Origin of the sequence: Thalassolituus sp. LLYu03, from assembly GCF_050507655.1 — a bacterium.
GTDB lineage: Bacteria > Pseudomonadota > Gammaproteobacteria > Pseudomonadales > Oceanobacteraceae > Venatoribacter.
This window is the reverse complement of sequence record NZ_CP191496.1, coordinates 1,517,019-1,540,134: the sequence shown is the minus strand read 5'-3', so window position 1 is coordinate 1,540,134 and position 23,116 is coordinate 1,517,019. Positions and strand designations below refer to the sequence as shown.

Here is a 23,116-nt window from a genome sequence, read left to right as displayed (position 1 = left end):
TAAGCAGTCTATGAATTTACCTAACATTCTGACCCTCAGCCGGATTGTGATGATCCCTTTAATGCTGGTCAGTTTTTACTGGTTCGGCGCTCAGGGAAAACAAATTGCCGCCGTCCTGTTTGCACTGGCCGCCATTACCGATTGGTTCGATGGCTATCTGGCGCGCAAATGGAATCAGACTACCCCCTTGGGCGCGTTCCTCGACCCGGTGGCAGACAAACTGATTGTTGCCGTTGCACTGGTGCTGCTGGCCGAGTACTACGCCAGTATGTGGCTGACCATACCGGCCGCCATTATTGTCGGTCGTGAAATCGTCATTTCCGCACTGCGCGAATGGATGGCCGAACTGGGTAAGCGTGCCAACATTGCCGTGTCGTATGTTGGCAAGGTCAAGACAACCGCGCAGATGGGTGCCATTACCGTACTGCTCGGCGCCGGTCAGCACGATTGGCTGATCGAGATCGGCTACGCCGGCCTTTACGTTGCCGCCGTACTGACCATCTGGTCGATGACCGTTTACCTGCGTGCCGCCTGGCCAGATCTGCGCCCGGAACGCTGAGCAATTTTCCTTTTGCCGGTCAGCACTTAGCGATTTTTCGCTAAGTGCTTAAAAAGTAAGAAAAAACACTTGACTCTGAAGCTGCCATCTATAGAATGCGCAGCACTCCAAGCGGGAATAGCTCAGTTGGTAGAGCACGACCTTGCCAAGGTCGGGGTCGCGAGTTCGAGTCTCGTTTCCCGCTCCATTATTCTTTGTCTCTCAAAGAAACGGCGCGATAGCAAAGCGGTTATGCACTGGATTGCAAATCCACGTAGGCCGGTTCGACTCCGGCTCGCGCCTCCAATTCTTCGGTGACCTATTCGCCGAGCGCGTGGCAACATGCCCCGATGGTGAAATTGGTAGACACAAGGGATTTAAAATCCCTCGGCCTTACGGCTGTACCGGTTCGACTCCGGTTCGGGGCACCATCTCCCACTCAAACTCCCAGCAAACAACACACTGAACGATGCCTCTGATTGCGGTAAAATAACGCAAATTTCAGATGTATGTCCGTGATGTTTAACTATATCGAACCCGTATTCCGTCCACCGAGCGAAGCACGCTCCCTCATTCTTCAGGTCACCAACGGCTGCTCCTGGAACAAATGCACCTTCTGCGACATGTACACCCAGCCGCAGAAAAAATTCCGCGCCCGCGACGAAGACGAAATCCTGAACGAAATCCGCGCAGCAGCGTCACTCGGCCCGCGCTTCGACAAAGTCTTTCTCGCCGACGGCGACGCCATGGTGTTACCAACCCGCCGCCTGATGAACATATTGCAGGCCATTCGCACCTATCTGCCCTGGGTGCGCCGGGTAGGCTCTTACTGCCTGCCGCGCAACATCCGTAAAAAGAGCGTCGACGAACTGCGCGAAATGCAGCAGCTCGGCCTTGGCATTCTTTATGTGGGCGCTGAAAGCGGGGACGATCAGGTGCTGGAATTCATCAGCAAAGGGGAAACCTGGCAAAGCACTCTTGATGCTCTTTTGAAAATCAAACAGGCCGGCATTGCCTCCAGCGTCATGATTCTTAATGGCATGGGTGGTGTCAGCTACAGCGAACAACACGCACTGAACTCCGCATCGCTAATGAATGAGGCGCAGCCGGAGTTTCTCTCGACATTGGTCGTCAGCTACCCACTGGGCGACAAACGCGTCGTAGAGGGCTTTAACGGCGACTACCGGCTGCCATCCCAGCAGGATTTATTCGTCGAACTGCGCACCCTGATAGGCGCACTGGAATTAACCAATACGGTTTTCAGAAGCGACCATGCGTCCAATTATCTGCCATTGAAAGGCACGCTCGGCAAAGACAAGCAGGCCATGCTTGATCAGATCGACATGGCACTGTCAGGTCGCATTGCACTGCGTCAGGAATGGCAAAGGGGACTTTAATGGATATCTCGTCGCTACTCGCTCAGGCCGGCCTGAATCAGGAAACAAAAATTCCGCCGGTTGATCTTTGGCAACCGCCATTAAGCGGCGACATGGATCTGACCATCCGCAAAGACGGCACCTGGTGGCATGAAGGCAGCAAATTCGAACGCGAAAAATTGGTGCGGTTATTTGCCAGCATCCTGAAGCGGGAAGGGGATGACTATTTTCTGGTAACACCCGTCGAGAAATGGCGAATTAAGGTCGAAGACCGGCCTTTGCATGTATTGATGATAGAGCGCACAGGCGACGACCTGCAGGCACTGACCTCCGGCGGCGACCTGATCACCCTGGGACAAGCCCATCCGCTCAAAATCAGCCCACTTGATGACGCTGACATTCCAGAAGTTTTAGTGCGCGGCAATTTATGGGCACGCTTTACGCGCAACGCCTATTACCAGCTGACCGATCTTGCCACCATCACCGACAGCGGCGATGTTTTTGTTGAAAGCAGCGGCGAGCGTTTTTCACTGATCTGATCAGAACATCAGATGCGCCTTTCAAGACCACAGAAACAGTGTTGCCGAAATAAAACAGCAAAAATAAAACCAAAAAATAAAAAAGGGAGCCGAAGCTCCCTTTTTTAATGTTCACGCCGGAAAGGCATTACATGTTCGGGTAGTTCGGACCGCCCGCACCCTCTGGGGTAACCCATGTGATGTTCTGTGATGGATCTTTAATATCACAGGTTTTGCAGTGTACGCAGTTCTGGGAGTTGATCTGGAAACGCTTGCCGTTGTCGTCTTCGATGATCTCGTAAACGCCAGCAGGGCAGTAACGCTGCGCAGGCTCATCCCACTTAACCAGGTTAACCGCCAGCGGAATAGAAGCGTCTTTCAGCTTCAGGTGGCATGGCTGGTCTTCAGCGTGGTTCACGTTGCCGATGAACACAGAATCCAGTTTGGCGAAGCTCAGTTTGCCGTCTGGTTTCGGGTAGTTGATCTTCGGACATTCAGCCGCTGGCTTCAGCATCGCGTAGTCAGCAGTGGTGTCGTGCAGAGTGAACGGCATCGGGAAGATGTTCTGGTCGATGTAGTTGAATGCACCACCCAGGAAGGTACCGAATTTGTGCATGGCAGGACCGAAATTGCGGCTGCGGTGCAGTTCTTCGTACGCCCATGACGCTTCAAACGCAGTGGTGAATTCCGTCACTTCGTCGTTTGCACGACCAGCCTGAATGACCTTGAACAGCTCTTCAGCCGCCACAATACCGCTCTTCATTGCGGTGTGCGTGCCCTTGATCTTGGCGAAGTTCAGGGTGCCGGCGTCACAGCCGATGATCAGTCCGCCCGGGAAGGTCATTTTCGGCAGACAATTAACCCCGCCTTTGGCGGCAGCGCGCGCACCGTAAGAAACGCGTGTGCCGCCCTGCAGATAATGTTTAAGCAGTGGATGATGTTTCAGCCGCTGAAATTCATCGAACGGACTGACGTGCGGATTGCTGTAGGATAAATCGGTAAACAGACCGACCACGACCTGATGGTTTTCGGTGTGATAAAGAAAAAAGCCGCCGACCGATGACGACTCAGTTAACGGCCAACCAGCGCCGTGCAGTACCAGGCCTTCTTCATGCCTGGTCGGGTCGATGTCCCACAGTTCTTTAATGCCGAGTGAGTAGTGCTGCGGGTCTTTTCCGGCATCCAGATTAAATTCGCTGATTAAGCGTTTACCGAGGTGGCCACGGCAACCTTCGGCGAAAATGGTGTATTTCGCCCGTAACTCCATGCCGGGCACGTAATCGTCTTTTGGCTCGCCGTTGTGACCGACGCCCATGTCGCCGGTAATGATGCCCTGTATGGCGCTGTTTTCGATGATGTAATCCGCCGCGGCAAAGCCCGGATAAATTTCTACGCCCAGAGCTTCCGCCTGTTCCGACAGCCAGCGGCACAGATTGCCGAGCGATACGATGTAGTTGCCATCGTTGTGCATCGGTTTGGGAATTGCCCAGTGCGGCGTGCGGATGCCTTTGTGCGCGCTGGTCAGAAAATGCACCTCATCGCGTTTCACCGGTACATTTAACGGAGCGCCCATGGCACGCCAGTCGGGGAACAGCTCCGCCAGCGCCCGGTCTTCAATAACCGCACCGGACAGAATGTGCGCGCCAATTTCGGAACCTTTTTCTACCAGACAGACGGAAATATCCTGACCGTTTGCGGCGGCCAGCTGGCGGATGCGACAGGCCGCTGATAAACCCGCCGGGCCACCGCCGACAATCACCACGTCGTACTGCATTGTTTCTCTGGTCATGGTGTTCTCTCTTTATCCGGGATTGAGTAACCAGAGTACGGAGCAAGAAAGGAGCTGTTATCACCCCCAGGGGTGAATTACGGGTGGTAAGAGGGGTGAAATCAGGAGGAACGCTGGCCTGACTGGATGAGTTTATGCAGTGCTTCACTGCGCGTTTCCACTCCGATTTTGCCGTACAGATTGCGGATGTGAACTTTCAGCGTATTCAGCGAAATATGCAGCTGGCGGGCGATTTCTTTGTTGGAACAACCGCTGGCAACCAGATCCAGCACCTGCTGCTCGCGCGCGGTCAGCACTATGTCGAAACCGTGGACCGGTGGTTGCCGGGTGGTGTCTGACGACAGGCGCTGACGCAGTGGGTGTTCAGCGGGGAAGCGCGCCAGCCATTGCGGCAGGCGCGCATCGGTGTCCTCATCGCTGGCCTCCAGCTGCAACAGCAAGGCCTCTGCCTGTTGCCAGTTCTGCTGCTGCAGTGCCTGCTCCAGTGCTTCCTGCAGGTAACCGTTCTGCTCAAACCAGTCTGATGCCCGTTGATGGCAGCTGTGTTGTGTGGCGGAGTCCAGCCGCTGAAAATGCTGCAGCAGAAAACGCCGGAACAGATCGTGATAGCGGAACCAGACGCCGTGATTATCCAGCGGCAGCAGAAACAGGTTGTGGCGGTCCAGTGTGGCGAGCACCGCCAGACTGTCGTGGCGGCCGGTCAGTTCATTGCACAGGCCTGCGGTAAAGCGGCGCACGGCGGAACTGAGCAGCAGGAATTCTTTAACGTCATCGCTCTGCAGGGCAAACACTTCATCAAACAGATAGTCCGCGATGTCGCGGTGCAGAGTGGCTGGCATCTGCTTGTGCGGATCGCCCGCTGGAAGTTCTGTGTGGTGCTTTTGCAGTGACAGGCCGATCAGCTGCAGACCGGCGATCCAGCCCTCGGTTTCCTGACAGTATTGCCGGCTCTCGCCGGGGCTGATCTGCAGCTCCATGGTTTGCCGCAAAAAGCGATTGCTGTCCTCGGCGGAGAAACTTAACTGTTGCTGGCCGATTTCAATCAGCTGATTGCTGGCCCGGCGTTTTGCCAGTGCCAGATCCGGCAGACTGCGGGAGGTAATAACGATGCGCAGTGACGGCGGCAGATGGTTCAGAAAGCTGCTGAGCTGGTTGTTCAGTTCCGGGCTGCTGACCAGATGGAAGTCATCCAGTACCAGTGTTGTCGCCGCCTGGGGCGAAGGCGGGCTGATGGCGTCCAGCGCATTGAGCAGGGCGATCAGGGCGTTTTCCAGTGAATGGTCATCCTGCCTGTTCTGCAGGATCTGCAGCGACTGCTCGCCACAGCCGGGCTGTGCCTGATTCAGGGCGGTAATCACGTAGCGCCAGAAAATACGCGGCGTCGATTGGGCGGCGTCCAGTACCAGCCAGGAAAACGTGTGCGGAAAATGGTGCAGCCACTGGCTGACCAGCGTGGTTTTGCCGTAACCGGCGGGGGCTGATATCAGCACCAGCTGTCCGCCTTCACTGCCACTGAGAATCCGCAGCAGCGGTTCGCGCTGGACGATGTTGCGGCGCAGTGGCGGGATATAAAAGCGGGTCTTCAGCAGCATAGTGGTTTCTTATGGTCGAAAAAAAAGCGGGCAGAGCCCGCTTTTTCCGTGAACATCTTACATGTTCGGATAGTTCGGACCGCCAGCACCTTCCGGGGTAACCCAGGTGATGTTCTGTGATGGATCTTTAATATCACAGGTTTTGCAGTGTACGCAGTTCTGGGAGTTGATCTGGAAACGCTTGCCGTTGTCGTCTTCGATGATCTCGTAAACGCCAGCAGGGCAGTAACGCTGCGCAGGCTCATCCCACTTAACCAGGTTAACCGCCAGCGGAATAGAAGCGTCTTTCAGCTTCAGGTGGCATGGCTGGTCTTCAGCGTGGTTCACATTGCCGATGAACACAGAATCCAGTTTGGCGAAGCTCAGCTTGCCGTCTGGTTTCGGGTAGTTGATCTTCGGACATTCAGCCGCTGGCTTCAGCATCGCGTAGTCAGCAGTGGTGTCGTGCAGAGTGAACGGCATCGGGAAGATGTTCTGGTCGATGTAGTTGAACGCACCACCCAGGAAGGTACCGAATTTGTGCATGGCAGGACCGAAATTGCGGCTGCGGTGCAGTTCTTCGTACGCCCAGGACGCTTCAAACGCGGTGGTGAATTCAGTCACTTCATCGTTTGCACGACCAGCCTGAATGGCTTTGAACAGCTCTTCAGCCGCCACAATACCGCTCTTCATTGCGGTGTGGGTGCCCTTGATCTTGGCGAAGTTCAGGGTGCCGGCGTCACAACCAACAATCAGACCGCCCGGGAAGGTCATTTTAGGCAGACAATTCAGGCCGCCTTTGGTGATGGCACGGGCGCCGTAAGAAACGCGCTTGCCGCCTTCCAGATACTGACTAATCACCGGATGGTGCTTCATACGCTGGAATTCATCGAACGGGCTTACGTGCGGGTTGCTGTAAGACAGGTCAGTAATCAGACCCACAACCACCTGATTGTTTTCAGCGTGGTACAGGAAGAAACCACCGGAAGAAGCAGACTCGCTCAGCGGCCAGCCAGCGCCGTGCAGCACCAGACCTTCGTTGTGCTTAGCAGGATCGATGTCCCACAGTTCTTTGATACCAATACCGTAATGCTGCGGATCTTTGCCTTCATCCAGTTTGAAGTCAGCAATCAGCTGCTTACCCAGATGACCGCGGCAGCCTTCGGCGAAAATAGTGTACTTGGCGCGCAGTTCCATACCCGGAACGTACTCGTCTTTTGGGTTGCCTTCGTGATCAACACCCATGTCGCCGGTAACAACGCCTTTAACCACACCATCTTCAACAATGGTGGTAGCTGCACTGAAGCCCGGGTAAATTTCAACGCCCAGCGCTTCAGCCTGTTCGCCCAGCCAGCGGGCAACGTTGCCCAGGGACACGATGTAGTTGCCATCGTTGTGCATTGGCTTCGGAATCATCCAGTGAGGAGTCTTGATGCCTTTTTCAGGGCTGGTCAGGAAGTAAACTTCGTCGCCTTTCACTGGTACATTCAGAGGGGCGCCCATTTCTTTCCAGTTCGGGAACAGTTCGGCCAGTGCACGGTCTTCGATAACCGCACCAGACAGAATGTGCGCACCGATTTCGGAGCCTTTTTCTACCAGACACACTGATACTTCTGCACCGGCTTCTTCAGCCAGCTGTTTGATACGACAAGCTGTTGACAGACCGGCTGGGCCGCCGCCAACGATGACTACGTCATATTCCATTACATCACGTTGCATAATGATCTCCTCGATATGAGCTGGGAGCTACTTGGCTATCACGGGACAATCCGGTCTTTCCGGCAGGGAGTATGCAGCCCCACTGGCCTGTCTCAGAAAGTCAAAATGGCCGCCATTATACGTTGGGAGTAACTCTAGGCAACTGATTTACTGGGGAAAATAGGCGAAATACCCGGTATAACGGGCGTGAATCCCCCCATGAAAGGGGGCTGCTATTGACGCTCAGGGTCATAATCCCAATAATGTGGCGCGCTGGAAAGGGCATGCTATATGACTGTGTCATCATGTCGGCGTGGTAAATCAAAGCCCTTTATTCACCCACCCAACTTAAAACGAGGAATCTATGAAGGTTCTTGTCGCTGTTAAACGCGTTATCGATTACAACGTAAAAGTCCGCGTTAAATCCGATAATTCCGATGTTGATCTGACCAACGTCAAAATGGCTATGAACCCATTCTGCGAAATCGCAGTGGAAGAAGCCGTTCGCCTGAAAGAGAAAGGCGTTGCCACTGAAGTTGTGGTTGTGTCCATCGGCCCTAAAGTGGCTCAGGAGCAGATCCGTACCGCTCTGGCTCTGGGCGCCGACCGCGGCATCCTGGTAGAAACCGAAGACAAGCTGGAATCCCTGACTGTTGCCAAACTGCTGAAAGCCGTTGTTGAAAAAGAACAGCCTCAGCTGGTTCTGATGGGCAAACAGACCATCGACAGCGACAACAACCAGACTGGCCAGATGCTGGGCGCCCTGACCGGCATGCCACAAGGCACCTTCGCCTCTGAAGTTGCTATCGACGGCGACAAAGTGAACGTAACCCGTGAAATCGACGGCGGTCTGCGTACCGTTGGCCTGAAACTGCCAGCGATCGTTACCACCGACCTGCGTCTGAACGAACCACGTTACGCTTCTCTGCCAAACATCATGAAAGCCAAGCGTAAGCCTCTGGATGTTGCTACTCCGGCCGACCTGGGCGTGGAAATGAAATCCACCCTGTCTCTGGTAAAAGTAACTCCACCAGCTGAACGCTCAGCCGGTATCAAAGTTGCCAGCGTAGAAGAGCTGGTAGCGAAACTGAAGAACGAAGCCAAAGTGCTGTAATCGGGAGATTATGAAATGACTGTATTAGTAATCGCTGAGCACGATAACGCTACCCTGAAAGCGGCCACCCTGAACACCATCACTGCAGCGACCAAAATTGGTGGCGCCGTTGAAATTCTGGTTGCTGGCAGCAACTGTGGTGCCGTGGCCGAAGCCGCTGCCAAAGTGGCTGGCGTAAGCAAAGTTCTGGTAGCAGACAATGCTGCTTACCAATACCAACTGGCCGAAAACATGGGCGAGCTGGTTGCCGAACTGGGCAAAAACTACAGCCACATCCTGGCTGCCGCTACCACCACTGGTAAAGACTTCCTGCCACGTACCGCCGCTCTGCTGGACGTGAACATGCTGTCTGAAGTGATCAAAGTAGAAGATGCCGACACTTTCGGCCGTCCAATCTACGCTGGTAACGCCATCGCGACTGTTAAGTCCTCTGACGCCATCAAAGTGATGACCGTTCGTGGTACTGCATTCGATGCAGCAGCTGCCGAAGGTGGTTCTGCCGCCGTTGAAGCCGTATCCATCGTGAAAGACGCAGGTGTTTCTGCCTTCGTTGGCGAAGAACTGGCCAAGTCTGACCGTCCTGAGCTGACCGCTGCCAAGATCGTTGTATCCGGTGGTCGTGGTATGCAGAACGGCGACAACTTCGAAATGCTGTACAAAGTGGCTGACAAGATCGGCGCTGCTGTTGGTGCTTCCCGCGCCGCCGTTGATGCTGGCTTCGTACCAAACGACATGCAGGTTGGTCAGACCGGTAAGATCGTTGCTCCAAACCTGTACATCGCTGTTGGTATCTCCGGCGCGATTCAGCATCTGGCGGGTATGAAAGACTCTAAAGTCATTGTTGCTATCAACAAAGACGAAGAAGCTCCGATCTTCCAGGTTGCTGACTACGGCCTGGTTGCAGACCTGTTCGAAGCAGTACCTGCTTTGGAAAATGCTCTGTAATATCAGTAGCTTAAAAAGACCCGGCCATGGCCGGGTTTTTTTATGTCATTCAGTTGTCATTTTTTCGTAATAAGGTAACGTACCAAGCGTTTCTGAAACGGTCGTAAGGAAAGAAAGTGAACATTACAGTAGTAGGGACAGGTTACGTTGGACTGGTAACCGGCGCCTGTTTTGCAGAAATGGGCAACACCGTCACCTGCGTGGACGTAGACAGCCAGAAAGTGGCCGAACTGCGGGAAGGAATCATCCCGATCTATGAACCCGGTCTCGAGCCCATTGTCCGGGAAAACCAGAAAGCAGGACGCCTGCGCTTCACCACGTCACTGGCCGATGCCATGAGTGACTCCGCGGTGTACTTTATTGCCGTTGGCACACCGCCCGGCGAAGACGGCTCCGCCGACCTGCGCCATGTTCTGACCGTTGCCGAAGAAATCGGCCGCAACCTGAGTCAGGACGCCATTGTCGTTAACAAATCCACCGTACCGGTTGGCACCGCCGCCCGCGTCACCGACGTGATTGCGCAGGAGCTTTCCAAGCGTGGCGTTTCCTGTGCCTTCGACGTGGTATCCAACCCGGAATTTCTGAAAGAAGGCGCCGCGGTCGAAGACTTTATGCGTCCCGACCGGATCATCATTGGTGTTGAATCCGAACGCGCCCGTCAGGCCATGTCTGCGCTGTACCACAGCTTCTCGCTGAACCACGACAAACTCATTTTTATGGGTGTGCGTGACGCTGAGCTGACCAAGTACGCCGCCAACGCCATGCTGGCCACCAAGATTTCCTTTATGAATGAGATGGCCAACCTGGCCGAGCGCATGGGCGTCGACATTGAGAATGTGCGCAAAGGCATAGGCTCGGACACCCGGATTGGCTACTCCTTCATTTACCCGGGCTGCGGTTACGGCGGCTCCTGCTTCCCGAAAGACGTAAAAGCCCTGATGCACATGGGCGAGCAGTTCGACTTTGACACCCGCATTCTGCGTGCCGTCGAAGAGCGCAACGCCGCTCAGAAAAACCGCCTGTATGAAAAGCTGGCTCAGCGCTTTGGTCACGACCTGTCGGGTCGCGTTATTGGCGTTTGGGGCCTGTCGTTCAAGCCGGGCACCGACGACATGCGCGAAGCCAGCTCCGTCGCGCTGATCAATCGTCTGATCGAAGCCGGCGCCACGGTGCGCGCCTACGATCCGGTGGCGATGGACGAAGCCCGTCATCACTTTGCTCCGGAACTCTTTGAGCAAAAACGCATCATTCTTTGCGACCATCAGTACGACGCACTGATGGAGGCAGACGCCATGGTTCTGGTCACTGAGTGGAAGCCATTCCGTCAGCCTGACTTCAACGCCATGAAGAAACTGCTCAAGCAGCCGGTCATCATCGACGGCCGCAATCAGTATGATCCGTTCGCTCTGAAAGCTCAGGGCTTTGACTACGCCGGCATTGGCCGGGACTTTGGAAACGCATGACAGACTCAGCCATGATCACCGACGCGCCGACAACAATAACAAACGAGCGCCATCAGGCTTCCAGCCTCGCAACCCGGCTGCCTTTTGGCTTCGCCAAGCGGTTTGGCGTTCTGGTTGAAGGTGCCGGCGATCAGCTGAAAGTGCTGCACAAAGACGGTCTTGAGGCTCAGGTGGTGCTGGAGATTCAGCGCCACCTGTCGACACCGTTCCGCCTTGAAGCAGTCAGCAAAGAAGAATTCGACCGCCGTCTGGGTCTGGCGTATCAGAGCGATTCGTCGGAAACCATGGAAATGGTGGAAGGCCTGGGCGATGAGATGGATCTGGCCAGTCTCGCCGATTCCGTACCGGAAACCGAAGACCTGCTGGAGCAGGAGGGCGACGCCCCCATTATCCGCCTGATCAACGCCTTGCTGACCGAAGCGGTCAAAGAAAACGCCTCCGACATTCACATCGAAACCTATGAAAAACGCCTTGTCGTGCGCTTCCGCGTCGACGGCGTACTGCGCGAAGTGGTTCAGCCGAAGCGCGCGCTGTCAGCCTTGCTGATTTCCCGTATCAAAGTGATGGCAAAGCTCGATATCGCCGAGAAACGTATTCCGCAGGACGGCCGTATCGCCCTGCGCATTGGCGGTCGCGAAGTGGACGTGCGGGTATCGACCATGCCGTCCAGCTTCGGTGAGCGCGTGGTGATGCGTCTGCTGGACAAGCAGGCAGGGCGCCTGAGCCTTGCCCAGCTCGGCATGGCCTCCCGCGACCTGAACGTGATGCGCAACATCATCAGCAAGCCGCACGGCATTATTCTGGTCACGGGCCCAACCGGCTCCGGTAAAACCACCACCCTGTACGGCGCCCTGAGTGATCTGAACGATACCAGCCGCAATATCCTTACCGTTGAAGACCCGATCGAATACTCGCTGCCCGGCATCGGCCAGACGCAGGTCAACACCAAGGTGGAAATGACCTTCGCCAAAGGCCTGCGCGCCATTCTGCGTCAGGACCCGGATGTGGTGATGATCGGTGAGATCCGTGACCTTGAGACCGTGGAAATCGCCATTCAGGCGTCTCTCACCGGTCACCTTGTGTTGTCGACACTGCACACCAATACCGCCATCGGCGCGGTAACGCGTCTGCAGGATATGGGTGTTGAGCCGTTCCTGCTGTCGTCCAGCCTGATCGGCGTGATTGCCCAGCGCCTCGTGCGTACCCTGTGCAACGACTGCAAACAGGAAGCGGTGGCAGACGCCAGCGAATGCGAACTGCTGGGTGCCGATGCGGCCAATCCGCCAACCATTTTCCACGCCAAAGGCTGTGAGAAGTGCAACCAGCTGGGCTACCGTGGCCGGCAGGGTATTTATGAGATCATCGAGGTCGATGAAACCATGAAAACCCTGATCCACGACCGCGCCGGCGAGCAGGCCATGGAACGTCACGCCCGCACACTGGGACCAAGCATCCGTCAGGACGGCATCCGCAAAGTGCTGGGCGGACATACCACCATCGAAGAACTGCTGCGCGTCGCCAAGGGCTGATTAAGATATGGGTGCGTTCGTTTATCAGGCCATTGATCAGCGTGGCAAGCAGCAGAAAGGGGTGCTTGAAGCCGACAGCGCCCGTCAGGTGCGCCAACAGCTGCGCGACAAGGGCTGGATGCCATTATCGGTCGAACAGACCGTCACCAAAGAGAAGGGGGAATCGGGCTCGTCGTTCTTTCAGCGCTCACCCGGCCTTTCCGTTCCCGAGCTGGCCTTGCTGACCCGCCAGCTCGCCACCCTGATTGCTGCCGGCCTGCCCATCGACGAGTCGCTGCGCGCACTGTCTGAGCAGACCGGCAAACAACGCATCAAAGCCATGATTCTGGCCATCCGCGCCAAAGTGCTGGAAGGCTACACCCTGGCCAAGGCACTGGCCGAATACCCACGGGCATTCCCGCATCTGTACCGTTCTACAGTGGCGGCCGGCGAACACGCGGGCCACCTAGACGGCGTCCTTAATCGTCTGGCGGATTACACCGAAAACCGTCAGTCGATGGACCAGAAGATCAAGCTGGCTGCTATGTATCCGGTGATTCTGACCGTCGTCGCCATCGGTATCGTCATCTTCCTGCTCACCAGCGTGGTGCCGGACATCGTTGAGATCTTCCTGAAGAACGGGCAGGCGCTGCCTGGCCTGACGCAGTTCATGCTCGACCTAAGTTACTTTATTTCCAACTACGGCCTCTGGGCACTGGGTGCACTGGTGATCGGCGGCATCGCCTTCGGCCGCGCACTCACCAACAGCGCGTTCCGCTTCCGTTACCATCAGTTTCTGCTGCGCGTACCGGGCATCAAAGGCTTTATCAAAGACACCAACACCGCCCGTTTTGGCAGCACACTGGCGATTCTGACCAGCAGTGGCGTGCCTCTGGTTGAGGCCATGCGCATTGCCAGTAACGTCATCAGCAATCTGCCGATTCAGCAGGCGCTGGGCGATGCCACCGTCAAAGTGAGCGAGGGTGGCAGCCTGAACAAAGCCCTGGCGGAAACCGGCTACTTCCCACCCATCATGGTGCACATGGTGGCCAGCGGCGAAAACAGCGGCGAGCTCGACAGCATGCTGGCGCGCACCGCAGCGCAGCAGGAAGCCACGCTGGAGAACACAGTGTCGGCGCTGGTGAAAATTTTCGAACCTGTGATGCTGCTGGTAATGGCAGCCATCGTGGCGTTAATCGTGGCAGCCATCATGCTGCCGATTCTTGAATTGCAGAGAATGGTTCAGTAGGAGAACAGAATGAAACCCATGCGCAAATCCGCCCGCCAGCAAGGCTTTACCCTGATCGAAGTGATGGTTGTTCTGGCCATCATCGGCGGCATCATGGCGCTGGTTGCGACCAACATCATCGGCGCTGCCGGCGATGCCAACATCAAAACCACCAAGAGCCAGATCAAACTGATCGAAAACGCGCTCGATCTGTACAAGCTGAACAACTACACCTACCCAACCACCGAGCAAGGCCTCGAAGCTCTGGTGCAAAAACCAACCAGCGCACCTGAGCCTAAGAACTACCAGAGCGGTGGCTACCTGAAAGGCGGCAAAGTGCCGACCGACGCCTGGGGCAATGAATTCCAGTACTTCATGGACAAAGGTCAGTACGAAATCGTGTCTATGGGTGCCGATGGTCAGGAAGGCGGCGAGGGCGAAGGCGCCGACATCAGCAGTCAGGACCGCTGATGCGCAACAGCCGGGCATTTACCCTGCTGGAAGTGCTGGTCGTGCTTGCCATTATCGGCGGCATGATGGCACTGGCGACCTTCAGCAGTAACGACCGTCAGGCGCAAGACCAGACGGAGCAGTTTGCCCGGCAGCTGATGGCTTTGTTCACCGCCGCCCGTCAGGAAGCGGTATTTCAGAATCTCGACCTTGGCTTCGCCATGGACGAACAGGCACTGAAAGTACTCAGCTATCAGGACATCAATTCTCAGGAATACACCGCCAACAAGAGCCGTGAAGAACTCGACCGGCTGGCGAAGAACCCCTGGCAGGCCTACTCAGGCCCGATCAGAGCCGATGTTGATGCCCCGGACGACGTCCACATCGCCCTTAAAGTCGAAGGACAGAGCGTCGACTTTGCCGACCTGCTGGACGGCGACGACGGCCCTAAACCCGCGTTGTTATTTCTGTCGTCCGACGAATACACCAGCTACGAAATTACCCTCACTCACGAGCAGGACACGCGCTTCGCCGTGGTCATCAAGGGTGATGGCTTCAGTGAGCCTTTGCTTTTGACGGAGCGCTTCGATGGCTGATGTACGCAACTGTTCTGGCAACCGTTCCAGCAACCCTGCCAAAGGCTTCACCCTGATCGAAGTGATGATTGCCCTGACCGTATTCGTTGCCATTGCCGTGACCATCAGCCAGGCATCCAGCCAGAGTGTCGGCGGTTTGCTGACCCTGCAGGACACCACGCTGGCGTCCTTCGTCGCCGAAAACCGCATGGCCGAACTGCGCCTGTCCGGTGTGCCGGACGTGGGCGAAAACAACGACAGCGTCGACATGGCCGGACGTGAATGGCGTGTTCACACCAAGGTCGAGAAAACTGAATTCCCCGACACCAATCGGGTGACCGTGTCGGTGGCCGACATGGTTAACAAAGACAATCCCATCTTTTCGCTGGTCAGCATCATGGGGAAACGCTGATGCGCCGCACTCGTCGCCACTCGGGTTTTACGCTGCTGGAAGTGCTGATCGCCATTTCCATCACCGCAATGATCGGCATTGGCGCCACCCAGCTGCTCAGCAACATCATCAATACCAAGCAGGCGACCGATATCCGTTCCGAAAAGCTGGCCAGCCTGCAACGCTTTAACATGGTGATCAGCCGCGACATCGAGCAGATCATCAATCGCACCGTGCGTGATGCTTATGGCGACGCACAGGAAGCCATTCTGCTCGACGCCGGCGATTACCCGCTTGAATTCACCCGCACGGGCTGGCGCAACTCGCCGGTGGCCAGCGACCCGCGCGCCGAACTGCAACGCGTTGCCTACCGCCTCGAAGACATCGACAGCGACATCTGTGAGCCAGCCCGGCTGCGTCTGCAATCCTGGGGCATTGCAGAGCCGCAGGGCGAATGCCTGGTGCGCTATTTCTGGAACGTGCTCGACCGCGCCAGCACCAGCGAACCTCAGGCTCAGGTGGTACTGGAACAGGCCGAAGACCTCGACATTGAATTGCTGGTACAGGAATCCTCCACCGAAACCGCCACCAGCGGTGACGTCACCGGCCAGAACTGGACCACCAGCTGGCCGGCACTCAATTCCGCCAGCAACAGCAAGCTGTCACCCCTCGCCATACGCTGGCGGCTGACCTTGCCGGAGATCGGCGAAATCGAGCGTCTGTTTCTGCTGGCATGGGGAGACTTCCAGTCATGAAGCAGCAAAAAGGGCTGGCGCTGCTGATGGTGCTGCTGATCTTCGCCATCATTTCTGTTCTGGCCGTGGCCATGATCGACCGCCAGTCGTCTGATATTCAGCGCAGCGCCACCATGCTCGCACTGCAGCAGGCGCGGTCGTATGTCATCGGCGCCGAAAGTGCCGTGCGCACCGGTCTGTATCTCGACTGGGACAACAACAAAGACGTCGACCACGACAAAGAAGAGTGGAATCAGGAGCGTACCTTTCCGCTGTCGCCGGGCACCGCCCGCATCCGCATTCAGGATGCACAGGGGCGTTTTAACCTGAATAGCCTGAGCAAGGGCGCCAGCAACCGCGCCGTGCAGAAAGAACGCTTCACCAATCTGCTCAACGAGCTGGGTCTGGACGTGGCCTTTGCCGATGAGCTGTACCGCTGGATGGATGAATCCAGTCAGGAAGACGACCGCTATCAGGCGATGGAGCCACCATACCGGGCTGCGTATCAGGGCTGCTCCCACACCTCAGAACTGATGCTGCTCGACGGGCTCGACGAGACCGCCTACAAGCGCCTTGAGGCATACGTTGCCTGTCTGCCGATCACCACCCAGCTGAACATCAACACCGCCACCGCGCCTGTGCTGTCAGCCCTCGACAGCAAGCTGTCGCTGAGTGATGCCGAAGCCATCATCAGCGCGCGCGGTGACAAAGGCTTTGCCAGCGTCGACGACTTCTGGGCGCTGAGTCAGGTGGAACCGTTCACCAAAGAAACCAGCTCGGGCAGCAGCTCGTCTTCCGACAGCAGCTCCGACTCGTCGGACAGCACATCGGGTAGCGGCACCAGCAACGCCAGCACCCGCTGGGATAAAGCCGACTTCAGTGTAAAATCCGAGTATTTTGAGACTTTTATCCGCATTGAGCTGGGTGACCGGATCGCCACCGGCGAAATTCTGATTCACCGCGACAATGCCACCGGTACGATGAACACCCTCTACCGGGATTACAGCCGGCGCGAAGGGCGCCGGCCTGCTGATATCAGCAGCACAACAACCACGCAATAATGCCCCGATAACGATGGACTGAGCGCTCATGGAAACTATCAAAGTTCAGTGGCAGGCAAACGCCGGACTCTGGCTCTGCGCCCCACTGGACAAGAATCAGTGGCAACCTCTGGCCGACTGGGCCGATGCCGTCGCCGACCTGACGCAGGTGCGGCTGGTGCTGTCGCCCGTCAACTACGCCACGCACTGGGTATCCTTGCCGGGCGTGGCGTCGCGCCACATCAACCGTGCCTTGCCGTTCGCGCTGGAAGAAGCGCTGGTCGACGATGTCAGTCAGTACCTGATTGTCGCCGCCGGCCAGAGCGACAAGAAAGTGCGCGCCTACGCCCTGAGTTCGGATCTGGTAGAGCGTCTGCTGGAAGAATGCAGCCTGCACCACCTGACGGTACGCGAGCTGATTCCTCTGACGCAGTGCATGAATACAGGCAACAGCCTGCTGCGCAGCGAACAGGCGGGCAGCAACGGCTGGCTGATCAATCTGCCGGGGCGTTTTGAAGGCTGGGTGCCGGATACGGCCATGAGCGCCGTGCTGGATTCTCTGCTCGACGAAGAACAGGAGCCGCTGGCCGACCTGATCATCGGCGCCCCAATGCTGGATCAGGCACAGCTGCTGAAGTCCACCATCGAAACCGGTTACAGCGGTCGTATTGGCGCTATTGAATGCCGCGTGTCCGACGGCTTGGCCGACATGCACAGCCGTCTGGGCGGAAAACTCACCAATTTGCTGACCGGACAATTTCAGGTGCGGGAGGTCACAGAGGCCAAACCCGCTGCCTGGTGGCGCCCGCTGGCGGCAATGGCCGCCGTGTGGCTGGTGCTGCTGACCGCCTGGCTGTTCATCGGCCAGCACACTACCCGCAAGCAGGCCGATCAGGTGTATACCGAAACGCTGAGTCTGTACAAATCCCTGTTCCCGGGCGAGCGGATCCGCATGCTCGACCGCCAGATCCGCGAGAAAGTCAGCGGGCAGGGCACAGTGCAGGGCGACGGCTTCCTCAGCCCGGTCGGCACGCTGGCCAAAGTGTATGCCACCCAGAATCTGCAGAAGCAGGTGCAGGTAATGTCGCTGCGTTACAACGACAAGCTGCAGGAGATCACTCTGGAAGTGCAGGCCAGCAGCCTGAATGAGCTGCAGACCCTGAAAGCGGCACTTGAAAAAGAAGGTCTGAACGCCGAAGTGGCGTCGGCAACCAATGACAAAGACGGCGTCAAAGGCCGCATCCGTATCGGAGGTGCCGCATGAACCGGCTGACCGAACTGCAGGAGCAAATGCTGCAGAAAGTAAAAGCGTCGCCACAGTGGCAACAGGCCGCTCACTGGTATCAGGCGCTGCCGGCGCGCGACCAGATGGTGGTGCGCTTGGTCGGCTGGCTGATGGTCGCCGCTCTGGTATTCCTCATCATCTACGCCCCGCTGATCAAGTCGCAGCGCGCCTCCGAGGCTGCACTGGGCAAGAACATCGGCGTGTACAACATGCTGGCCGAAAATGCGCACCGTTTTGGTGGTGGCAACTCAGGTGCCGCGCAGGGGCCTTTACTGGCTACCGTCATGCAGCAGGCCAAAGCCTCGGGCATTACCCTGAGCCGTTATGAACAGGACGGCAAATCGCTGCGCGTCTGGCTTGAGCGTGTGCCGTTCGACGACGCCATCGGCTGGCTGGAACAACTGCAGGCCAGCAAAGGCGTGCATGTCAGCCAAATCAATATCGACCGCGGCGAGCGTCCGGGCGTGGTAGACATCCGCGCCACGCTCAACCAATAAGCCTGAAAACCAATACCCAGAGACGAAGAATGGGGGAGTTATGAGTTTCGATTACGACCTGCTGGTCATAGGCGCAGGTTCCGGCGGTGTCCGGGCCAGCCGTATGGCAGCCGCCCGCGGGGCAAAGGTTGCCGTGGTAGAAAACCGGTATCTGGGCGGCACCTGTGTCAACGTTGGCTGTGTCCCGAAGAAACTGTTTGTCTACGCCTCCGAGTACGCGGCTAAGTTTGAAGAGGCCGCAGGCTTTGGCATCAAAGGCGCCATCGAACACTTTGACTGGTCGACACTTCGCGACAATAAAACCAATGAAATCAGTCGCTTAAATGGTATTTATAAGAAATTACTCGAAAACTCCGGCGTCACCATACTGAACGGAACCGCACACATCAGCGGGCCGAACAGCGTGACCATCGGCGACCAGACCTACACCGCCGACAAGATTCTGATCGCCACCGGCGGCTGGCCAGACCGTCCGGACATTCCCGGCGCCGAGTACGGCATCACCTCGAACGAAGCCTTCTATCTGGAAGACTTTCCACAGCGCGTCGCCGTTATTGGTGGTGGCTACATCGCCGTAGAATTTGCTGGCATCTTCAACGGCCTGGGTGCCGATACGCATCTGCTGTACCGCGGCGAGCAGATTCTGCGCGGCTTTGATCAGGACGTGCGCAGCTTTGCCGCCACGCAGATCGCCCACAAAGGCGTGAACATTCATACCCACACCGACGTGGTGCGCATCGACCGTCTGGCCGACGACAGCCTGCGCTGCCAGCTGAACAACGGCGCCACACTGGACGTTGATTGCGTCATGTTCGCCACCGGCCGCCGTCCTCAGACCGATGGCCTGGAGCTCGGCGAGCTCGGCATCCAGACGCGCGACAACGGCACTGTGGTGGTGGATCCTTTCTTCCGCACCAGCGTACCCAGTATCTACGCTCTGGGCGATGTAATAGGCACACCGCAACTGACCCCGGTCGCACTGGCGCAGGCCATGAAGCTGGTTGCCCAATGGTACAGCGACGATCAGACGCCGATGAGCTACGACAACATCCCGACTGCGGTATTCTGTCAGCCGAATATCGGAACCGTTGGTCTAACCGAAGAAGAGGCCAACAAGCGCTTCGCCGGCGACATTACCGTGTTTGAATCCAGTTTCCGGCCAATGAAGCACACCATCAGCGGCATGCCGGAGCGTACGTACATGAAGCTGATTGTGCAGACCAGCAGCGACAAAGTGCTGGGTGCGCACATGGTGGGCGAAGAGGCGGGCGAGATCATTCAGGGTCTGGCGGTGGCGATTAAAGCCGGCGCAACCAAGGCCGTATTCGACAGCACCATCGGCATTCACCCGACGGCGGCCGAAGAGTTTGTGACCATGCGCAGTCCGCGCAGCTGACTTCATGGACAGCAGGCAATAAAAAAGGGCGCTCAGCGCCCTTTTTTATTGGGTGTCATCAGACACTCATCAACCGCAGAACACCAGACGCACGCTGTCGAGCACCAGTTGCGACTGGGCGATGGCATCCAGCACCGCATCGCGCTCGCGCTTCACGTCCGCCACCAACTGGGGAGGAATGGCCGGATTCTGCTCAGCCAGTGCGTGCAGACGATCCAGACGCTCAGCGTAGGCTTCTTTGGCTTTATTGGCTGCGCGTTCAACCATCTTGTTCAGCTGACCGCCGCCCAGTTTTTCCAGTTTATGGATCACAGGGCGCGCCATCTCGGTTTTCTGCTCAACCAGACCACGTGCAGTGCCCTTGTTCAGCGGCAGCACAAACGCCGGCAGGTCGCCATCGTTCACTTTCAGATCGCCGTTCGGCGTCATCATCAGGTGCATGGCGTTCGGTGGCAGGTAGCGCTCAACCGACAGCGCTTTCGGCGCCGGGCAGCGGGCGACAAACTGCAGCTCGATGTAGCAGTCACCAGTGCGGAAATCGTGCTCGTCGATGTAACCCGCGGCGGCGTTACCGGCAGGACCCGAGGTAATGAGTTCCAGTGCCTGATCGACGAACGGGTGCTCCCAGCTCAGGAACTGCACGTCGTCACGGGCCAGCGCCACTTCACGGCGCGTGGTACCCATAAAGCCGTCTTCCGGCAGATGCGGCAGGTCCGGCACCAGCATGTGGTCGCCCGGAGCGATGGTGATGCAATCGCCACCCAGATCGATCAGTTCCAGGCCGAAGGCGTCGGCGAACAATTCAAGGAAATCGTTCAGCTCTGCTTCGTCTTCGATGTGGGTGATGGTCATGTCTTTTGCCAGACGACGGGCGCGGGTCGGGTGACAGGAATGCAGTTCCAGCAGACGATCGCGGCCGGCTTCCAGCTTCGCCAGCATGGCGTCACGCTCGCCAGCCAGCTGCGCCACCAGTTCTGGCAGGCCCTCGCCCGACAGAACAGCGGCTTCGATGGCGGCGCGATTGGCTTCGAGCAAGGGCTGCGCGGCCGGGTTCGGACGTGAGAACACGTCCAGACCATCGTGCAGTACGTGCGCCCAGCGACCGGCCACGTGATCGCGGAAGGCCGGAATGTACAGACGGATATCGTCGGCCTGACCAATACGGTCGAGACGGCCGATACGCTGTTCAATCAGGTCGCAGTTGAACGGCAGATCGAACAGCACCAGATGATGGGCAAACTGGAAGTTACGGCCTTCAGAGCCGATTTCGGAACACAGCAGAATGCGCGCGCCTTGCTCGTGGTCGGCGAAGTAGGCCGCCGCCCGGTCGCGCTCAATCATGTCCATGTCTTCATGGAACACGGCTACCTGAATGCCGCATTCGTTCCACAGCCACTGCTCCAGATCGAGCACTGTGCTGGCGTGGTGGCAGATCAGCACCACTTTGTCTTTGCCGGTGGCCGACAGCACGCTCAGCAGCCAGTCGGTACGCGGGTCTGTGTCACACCACTGGAATACGCCTTTTTCCGGATGCAGGGCATCCAGACCTTGCGGCAGATCGTCACCTTCCGGTGCCGGCAGATCCATCAGCTGCGGCAGGCGCTGCGGGAAGCCGGTGACGCCGTGACGGGTATTACGGTACAGGGCGCGGCCCGGACCTCGACGGTCGATCAGGGTTTCCAGCACTTTATTGCGTGCATCCGCGTCAGCCAGATCAGCAGCGGCCATATCCGGCAGCAGGCGGGCGAGGGTGCCCAGCTGGTCGGCCGATAAGGCATCGTTCGCCGCCAATGCGCCGGCCAGCTCAGCCACCGGCTGGTACGCCTGTTGTTCCGCAAGAAAGTGCTCCAGCGACGGATAGCGCTGCGGGTCGAGCAGACGCAGGCGGGCAAAATGCCCTTCAACGCCCAGCTGCTCAGGGGTTGCGGTCAGCAACAGCAGGCCTTGCGCTTCAAGTGAGAGTTCTTCCACCAGTTCGTAGGCCGCGTCGGCGCCGTCTTCGCTCCATTGCAGGTGGTGCGCTTCGTCAACCACCAGCATGTCCCAGTCGGACGCGCGGATCTGGCTGCTGACTTCGTCACGCACAGCCAGCGACATCGGGCACAGGAAGAGCTGACTGGCGGCAAAAATGTCGTCGCCGTCCAGCACCATGTCCAGATCCACGATGGAGAAACGCAGGTTGAAGCGGCGGATCATTTCCACCAGCCACTGGTGAATCAGATGATCCGGCACCAGCACCAGCACGCGCTGAATGCGTTGCTGCAGCAGCAGACGGTGCAGAATCAGGCCGGCCTCAATGGTTTTACCCAGACCCACTTCGTCGGCCAGCAGTACGCGGGGGATAGAATCCTGAGTTACCTGTTGGGCAATGTAGAGCTGGTGCGGCAGCAGGCTGGTGCGACCACCCAACAAGCCATAGAAGGGGCGCTGGCGAAGCTTGCTCAGCTGCTTCAGGGCCATCTGACGCAGTTCAAACAGATTGTTGTTGTCGATCTGGCCAGAGAAAAGGCGGTCAGACGGCTGATTCAGCTGAATCAGGCCGCTTAAATGAATTTCACTGATCTGACGCTCGCCGTCGCTGTAGAACAGAATGCCGTCCAGATCGTTCACTTCACTGACGGTCAGCACAGTGCCGTCAGCCAGAGGCAGCAGATCGCCTTCTTTAAAAGCGACCCGGGTCAGCGGGGCGTTCTGGCGCGAATAACTGCGCACATCATCCACCGACGGGAAATACACGGTAACAACCCGGAAATCGACGCTTTGTACCAGCCCCAGACCCAAATCGGTCTCGGCTTCACTGATCCAACGCTGACCCACTTTATACATACGAAACGAACCCTGAAAACTGACAATACGGCGGGAGGAGTGGCACGAATTGCACCACCTGAAAACGGGTGCGCAGTCTAGCGTATGCCGGCTTCAAATCCCACCGCACTGGGCTGTGGTTGGGCTAATTTACTGTTGTTCCGTCAAATTATAGTGACATTTCCCGCCGGGCGG

The 23,116-nt window shown here is 57.4% G+C and carries 20 protein-coding genes and 3 tRNA genes; 19 read left to right on the top strand and 4 right to left on the bottom strand.

Annotation, left to right across the window (positions count from 1 at the left end; genetic code table 11):
- Positions 1-10: 10 nt before the first annotated feature.
- The 6 genes from pgsA (at position 11) to ACQUQU_RS06985 (ending at position 2,453) form a co-directional block, all read left to right on the top strand.
- Positions 11-559 carry a CDP-diacylglycerol--glycerol-3-phosphate 3-phosphatidyltransferase gene (pgsA, locus tag ACQUQU_RS07010; RefSeq protein ID WP_430462528.1) on the top strand — a complete coding sequence of 183 codons (549 nt, stop codon included), beginning with the start codon at positions 11-13 and terminating at the stop codon, positions 557-559.
- 111 nt (positions 560-670) lie between these two features.
- A tRNA-Gly gene (locus ACQUQU_RS07005) sits at positions 671-746 on the top strand.
- Between the two features lie 24 nt (positions 747-770).
- Positions 771-844, top strand: a tRNA-Cys gene (locus ACQUQU_RS07000).
- 38 nt (positions 845-882) lie between these two features.
- Positions 883-969, top strand: a tRNA-Leu gene (locus ACQUQU_RS06995).
- Between the two features lie 87 nt (positions 970-1,056).
- Positions 1,057-1,935 carry a radical SAM protein gene (locus ACQUQU_RS06990; protein ID WP_430463021.1) on the top strand — a complete coding sequence of 293 codons (879 nt, stop codon included), beginning with the start codon at positions 1,057-1,059 and terminating at the stop codon, positions 1,933-1,935.
- A 92-nt stretch (positions 1,936-2,027) separates the two neighbouring features.
- Complete coding sequence (locus ACQUQU_RS06985) at positions 2,028-2,453, top strand: DUF1285 domain-containing protein (RefSeq protein ID WP_430462527.1); 426 nt, start codon at positions 2,028-2,030, stop codon at positions 2,451-2,453.
- A 127-nt stretch (positions 2,454-2,580) separates the two neighbouring features.
- Here ACQUQU_RS06985 and ACQUQU_RS06980 read toward each other — a convergent pair whose 3' ends face one another.
- The 3 genes from ACQUQU_RS06980 to ACQUQU_RS06970 all read right to left on the bottom strand — a co-directional run bounded on the left by ACQUQU_RS06980 (position 2,581) and on the right by ACQUQU_RS06970 (position 7,511).
- On the bottom strand, positions 2,581-4,221 hold the full coding sequence (locus ACQUQU_RS06980; protein WP_430462526.1) for an electron transfer flavoprotein-ubiquinone oxidoreductase: 1,641 nt from the start codon (positions 4,219-4,221) through the stop codon (positions 2,581-2,583).
- Positions 4,222-4,322: 101 nt separating this feature from the next.
- Entirely contained in the window at positions 4,323-5,813 is a 1,491-nt protein-coding gene (locus tag ACQUQU_RS06975) for a LuxR C-terminal-related transcriptional regulator (RefSeq protein ID WP_430462525.1), read from the bottom strand.
- Between the two features lie 57 nt (positions 5,814-5,870).
- Positions 5,871-7,511: an electron transfer flavoprotein-ubiquinone oxidoreductase gene (locus tag ACQUQU_RS06970; RefSeq protein WP_430462524.1), complete on the bottom strand. Its 1,641-nt coding sequence runs from the start codon at positions 7,509-7,511 to the stop codon at positions 5,871-5,873.
- Positions 7,512-7,854: 343 nt separating this feature from the next.
- Between ACQUQU_RS06970 and ACQUQU_RS06965 the strand changes: the two genes are divergently transcribed.
- From ACQUQU_RS06965 to gorA, 13 genes are all read left to right on the top strand, one after another.
- Positions 7,855-8,604: an electron transfer flavoprotein subunit beta/FixA family protein gene (locus ACQUQU_RS06965; RefSeq protein ID WP_430462523.1), complete on the top strand. Its 750-nt coding sequence runs from the start codon at positions 7,855-7,857 to the stop codon at positions 8,602-8,604.
- A 15-nt stretch (positions 8,605-8,619) separates the two neighbouring features.
- A complete protein-coding gene (locus tag ACQUQU_RS06960) occupies positions 8,620-9,549 on the top strand; it encodes an electron transfer flavoprotein subunit alpha/FixB family protein (RefSeq protein ID WP_430462522.1) in 930 nt (309 codons plus the stop codon).
- 116 nt (positions 9,550-9,665) lie between these two features.
- Positions 9,666-11,012 carry a UDP-glucose dehydrogenase family protein gene (locus ACQUQU_RS06955; RefSeq protein ID WP_430462521.1) on the top strand — a complete coding sequence of 449 codons (1,347 nt, stop codon included), beginning with the start codon at positions 9,666-9,668 and terminating at the stop codon, positions 11,010-11,012.
- Positions 11,009-12,541, top strand: a complete 1,533-nt coding sequence (gene gspE, locus ACQUQU_RS06950) for a type II secretion system ATPase GspE (protein WP_430462520.1) — start codon at positions 11,009-11,011, stop codon at positions 12,539-12,541. The genes ACQUQU_RS06955 and gspE overlap by 4 nt, the downstream gene beginning before the upstream one ends.
- A 7-nt stretch (positions 12,542-12,548) precedes the next feature.
- On the top strand, positions 12,549-13,769 hold the full coding sequence (gene gspF, locus ACQUQU_RS06945; protein WP_430462519.1) for a type II secretion system inner membrane protein GspF: 1,221 nt from the start codon (positions 12,549-12,551) through the stop codon (positions 13,767-13,769).
- 9 nt (positions 13,770-13,778) lie between these two features.
- Complete coding sequence (gene gspG, locus ACQUQU_RS06940) at positions 13,779-14,219, top strand: type II secretion system major pseudopilin GspG (protein WP_430462518.1); 441 nt, start codon at positions 13,779-13,781, stop codon at positions 14,217-14,219.
- Positions 14,219-14,794 (top strand): type II secretion system minor pseudopilin GspH, encoded by a 576-nt coding sequence (gspH, locus tag ACQUQU_RS06935; protein ID WP_430462517.1) that lies wholly within the window; start codon positions 14,219-14,221, stop codon positions 14,792-14,794. Before gspG ends, gspH begins: the two co-directional genes overlap by 1 nt.
- Entirely contained in the window at positions 14,787-15,185 is a 399-nt protein-coding gene (gene gspI, locus ACQUQU_RS06930; RefSeq protein WP_430462516.1) for a type II secretion system minor pseudopilin GspI, read from the top strand. Before gspH ends, gspI begins: the two co-directional genes overlap by 8 nt.
- A complete protein-coding gene (gene gspJ / locus ACQUQU_RS06925; RefSeq protein ID WP_430462515.1) occupies positions 15,185-15,919 on the top strand; it encodes a type II secretion system minor pseudopilin GspJ in 735 nt (244 codons plus the stop codon). Before gspI ends, gspJ begins: the two co-directional genes overlap by 1 nt.
- Positions 15,916-16,959 (top strand): type II secretion system minor pseudopilin GspK, encoded by a 1,044-nt coding sequence (gene gspK, locus ACQUQU_RS06920; RefSeq protein WP_430462514.1) that lies wholly within the window; start codon positions 15,916-15,918, stop codon positions 16,957-16,959. Before gspJ ends, gspK begins: the two co-directional genes overlap by 4 nt.
- Before the next feature lie 28 nt (positions 16,960-16,987).
- Positions 16,988-18,202 carry a type II secretion system protein GspL gene (gspL, locus tag ACQUQU_RS06915; RefSeq protein ID WP_430462513.1) on the top strand — a complete coding sequence of 405 codons (1,215 nt, stop codon included), beginning with the start codon at positions 16,988-16,990 and terminating at the stop codon, positions 18,200-18,202.
- Entirely contained in the window at positions 18,199-18,720 is a 522-nt protein-coding gene (gene gspM, locus ACQUQU_RS06910) for a type II secretion system protein GspM (protein ID WP_430462512.1), read from the top strand. The genes gspL and gspM overlap by 4 nt, the downstream gene beginning before the upstream one ends.
- A 40-nt stretch (positions 18,721-18,760) precedes the next feature.
- Entirely contained in the window at positions 18,761-20,116 is a 1,356-nt protein-coding gene (gorA, locus tag ACQUQU_RS06905) for a glutathione-disulfide reductase (protein ID WP_430462511.1), read from the top strand.
- Between the two features lie 69 nt (positions 20,117-20,185).
- Here the strand turns inward: gorA and rapA are convergent, their stop codons facing one another.
- Complete coding sequence (gene rapA, locus ACQUQU_RS06900) at positions 20,186-22,942, bottom strand: RNA polymerase-associated protein RapA (protein WP_430462510.1); 2,757 nt, start codon at positions 22,940-22,942, stop codon at positions 20,186-20,188.
- Positions 22,943-23,116 lie beyond the last annotated feature (174 nt).